The organism is Pseudopedobacter sp., from assembly GCF_040392825.1.
Taxonomy (GTDB): domain Bacteria; phylum Bacteroidota; class Bacteroidia; order Sphingobacteriales; family Sphingobacteriaceae; genus Pseudopedobacter.
The window spans coordinates 1-3,139 of the sequence record NZ_JBEBVH010000374.1; the positions used below are offsets into that span (position 1 = coordinate 1).

At 39.1% G+C, this 3,139-nt stretch carries 5 protein-coding genes; all 5 read right to left on the bottom strand.

What is annotated here, in order from left to right; genetic code table 11:
• Window positions 1–699, bottom strand: a 699-nt coding sequence (locus tag ABWO41_RS17105; protein ID WP_353140635.1) for an ROK family protein, incomplete at its 3' end; no start/stop codon positions are given.
• Between the two features lie 66 nt (window positions 700–765).
• Window positions 766–1,548 carry an indole-3-glycerol phosphate synthase TrpC gene (trpC, locus tag ABWO41_RS17110; RefSeq protein ID WP_353140638.1) on the bottom strand — a complete coding sequence of 261 codons (783 nt, stop codon included), beginning with the start codon at window positions 1,546–1,548 and terminating at the stop codon, window positions 766–768.
• 192 nt (window positions 1,549–1,740) lie between these two features.
• Window positions 1,741–2,319: an anthranilate synthase component II gene (locus tag ABWO41_RS17115; RefSeq protein WP_353140641.1), complete on the bottom strand. Its 579-nt coding sequence runs from the start codon at window positions 2,317–2,319 to the stop codon at window positions 1,741–1,743.
• A complete protein-coding gene (locus ABWO41_RS17120) occupies window positions 2,316–2,612 on the bottom strand; it encodes a chorismate mutase (RefSeq protein ID WP_353140644.1) in 297 nt (98 codons plus the stop codon). The genes ABWO41_RS17115 and ABWO41_RS17120 overlap by 4 nt, the downstream gene beginning before the upstream one ends.
• A partial coding sequence (locus ABWO41_RS17125) for an anthranilate synthase component I family protein (protein ID WP_353140647.1) occupies window positions 2,612–3,139 on the bottom strand: 528 nt, incomplete at its 5' end. The genes ABWO41_RS17125 and ABWO41_RS17120, both read right to left, overlap by 1 nt.

The following is a 3,139-nucleotide window of genomic DNA, read 5'->3' on the forward strand; positions in this document are numbered from 1 at the left end:
ATCTGCTTTATTCCAGACAAAGGCCCCGCCTTTAATTCCGTCTCTGTTTCCACAAATTTTAATATCACTATCTAATTTCAAATCTACCTTCTTGGCATTGCCGCCGCTAAGATAAAGTTTATTATAATTAACTACTAGCTTAAATAGCGCAATTACTTCTTTGAGCTTCTTATTCCATTTATTATCACCGTCTTTTTCAAGGGCTTTATCTCCAATAAAGGCATCAAAATCCTTGTTATCCTTTGCATTGAAATGCGACAGCTCTAAATGCGGCATCAACGCTCCGTCCATAAATAGCGCTGTGCCTAAGCCCGTCCCTAAAGTGAGTACCAGCTCTACTCCATCGCCCGCTATTAAACCAAAACCTTGCAAATCGGCATCATTTAAAAGTCTTACGGGTAAATTGTATGCGTTAGCCAATTCCTGCGCCAAAGCATAACCCTCCCAATATTTAGTGCCTAAATTGGGAGCTGTGTATACAATTCCGCTACGTACATAACCGGGAAAACCAACGGTAATTCTGCTAAATTCGGGAAAGCCAGAGACCAGCTCCTTTATACTCTCCAATACGGCTTCTGGCTTTGCAGTCTTCGGGGTTGGCCTTTTTTGATACGCTGTTAGCATTTCGCCATGTCCATCTAAAACAGTAGCCTTAATACTAGACCCGCCAATATCTATGGTTAATGTTTGCTCGCTCATTTTATATGATTTTGCAAGTGGTGCCTGCAAATGTAACAAACATCTTGAGCAATAAACACTTAAAACTTAAATTAAAGCAACAAAATCCCTCATTGCCTGCTCAGGATTTTCAGTCTTCATAAAGTTCTCACCAATTAAAAACCCATCAAACCCGGCTTTCTTTAACATTTTTACTGTCTCCGGATTGCTTATAGCGCTTTCAGAAATTTTCAGGAACTCAGAAGGAATAGTTTCTGCCAATTGTAAAGAAGTTTCTACAGAAACAGTAAAATCTTTTAGATTTCTGTTATTTACGCCTACCACATCTATATATTCATTCAAGCTATAATCTAACTCTTCTTGCCCGTGTACTTCCAATAAAGTGCTTAATCCTAACGATTTAGCCAATTCTGCAAAACGTTTTATCTCCTCTGCCGTTAAACAAGCTGCGATTAATAAGATAATGTCCGCACCTATTGCTTTTGCTTCAATGATCTGGAATTCATCTACCATGAAGTCTTTACGAAGAATAGGAATATGGTTAACTTTTCTTGCTGCAATCAAATCATCATCGTGTCCCATGAAGAAATCCTTATCTGTTAGCACAGATAATGCAGAAGCTCCCGCAGCGGCATAGCCGGTTGTAACCTGCTCTACGGAAACTTTATCGTTGATAATTCCTTTTGACGGCGATTTCCTTTTAAACTCGGCAATAATACCTGTTTTACCCGGATCTGTTAAAAAATCCTTTAATTTAAAAGTGTCTCTGTGGAACGAAAAACTTTTCTCCAGATCCTGGATAGTATATTTTCTTTTTATTTCTGCTACTTCCTCTTTTTTTCTGGCAACAATCTTATCAAGAATATTCATTTTTTATTTTTATTTTTTCGCAACGGGCTCAAGTGATTTTAAGTTAGAAGTATGATGTCCGAAGACCGAAGTCTGAGCGCTCTAACAACCCCAATAACTAATGATCAATGTACAGCTAAAGGCATCCCTTCGGAAACTATTTCAACCAATGACTAATGAACCAGTGAACTTGTTGAACTTTCTTCAACCTTACTACTCGCTGCTATTCAACCAATTAGCCATCATTTCTTTTCCACATTCTGTTAACACAGATTCAGGGTGAAATTGCACACCTCTTACATCTAATGTTTTATGTCTCAGTGCCATAATAACGCCGTTATCATCTACTGCGGTTACTTCCAGCTCCTCTGGTAAACTTTCTGCTTCTACAGCCCAGGAATGGTATCTTCCTACTTTAAATTGCTTCGGCAAATTGTTAAACACCACATCTTCGCTGCTGATCACGTTTACGTTTGTCGCTGTTCCGTGAACAGGTTTGCTTAGGTTATACAATTTTCCACCAAAAACTTCGGCTATCGCCTGCTGCCCTAAACATACTCCCATGATACTTTTCGTTGCAGCGTACTTATCAATTACGTCTAAAAGCAATCCTGCTTCCGAAGGTATGCCCGGACCCGGAGAAAGTAATAGTTTATCGTACTGCTCTACTTCCTCGAGCGTAAATTTATCATTTCTTAAAACAGTCGGCTCGTGACCCAATTCATTCAATAAATGAACCAGATTATAGGTAAACGAGTCGTAATTATCTATGACTAATATCTTTGTGCTCATAGTCTTTCTTTCCAATTATGTAATTCTTCGGCGACGAAGTAAGCCACCAAATCTCTATATATTTTTTCAATAATCTCGGGACTTATATTTTCTTCCGCAGCCCATATTTTGCGGGTCTTTAGCATAGCATCTACACGATTGGTGGCCCGCACATCTTGTTCATTGCTTTTAAACTCAGCAGCTTTTGTTACATATTTTGCCCGGCTGCCAATCAACCGGATAATGTCGCGGTCTATAACATCTATACTATCTCTTACTTCCTGAATATTTTTACAATCTGCAACGCTTTTCATTATATGCTTTCTGCCATAATAATGGCATTTCTAAGTGCCGCAATTTTGTTATTCACTTCGTTTAACTCGCTTTCCGGATCCGAATCTGCAACAATCCCCGCGCCTGCCTGATAATGCAGCTTGTTATCTTTGCTTAAAAAAGAGCGAATCATAATAGCATGGTTAAAATCGCCATTGAAACCCAGGAAACCTATCGCTCCGCTGTAGAAACTTCTTTTAATATTTTCATTTTCGTCTATAATTTCCATGGCTCTGTACTTTGGCGCTCCGCTTAATGTTCCGGCAGGAAAAGTGTCGGCAACTACTTTAAACGAGTTGATACCTTGTTTTAGATTCCCACTCACTTTAGAAACCAAATGAATGAGATGTGAATAAAACTGCACTTCTTTATAAGCTTTTACCTGTACGTTTTCGCAATGACGGCTCAAATCATTCCTTGCCAAATCTACCAGCATAACGTGTTCGGCAGATTCTTTCGGGTCGTTTTCTAATCTTTCCGCAATCATCTTATCCTCGCTGTCATTTCC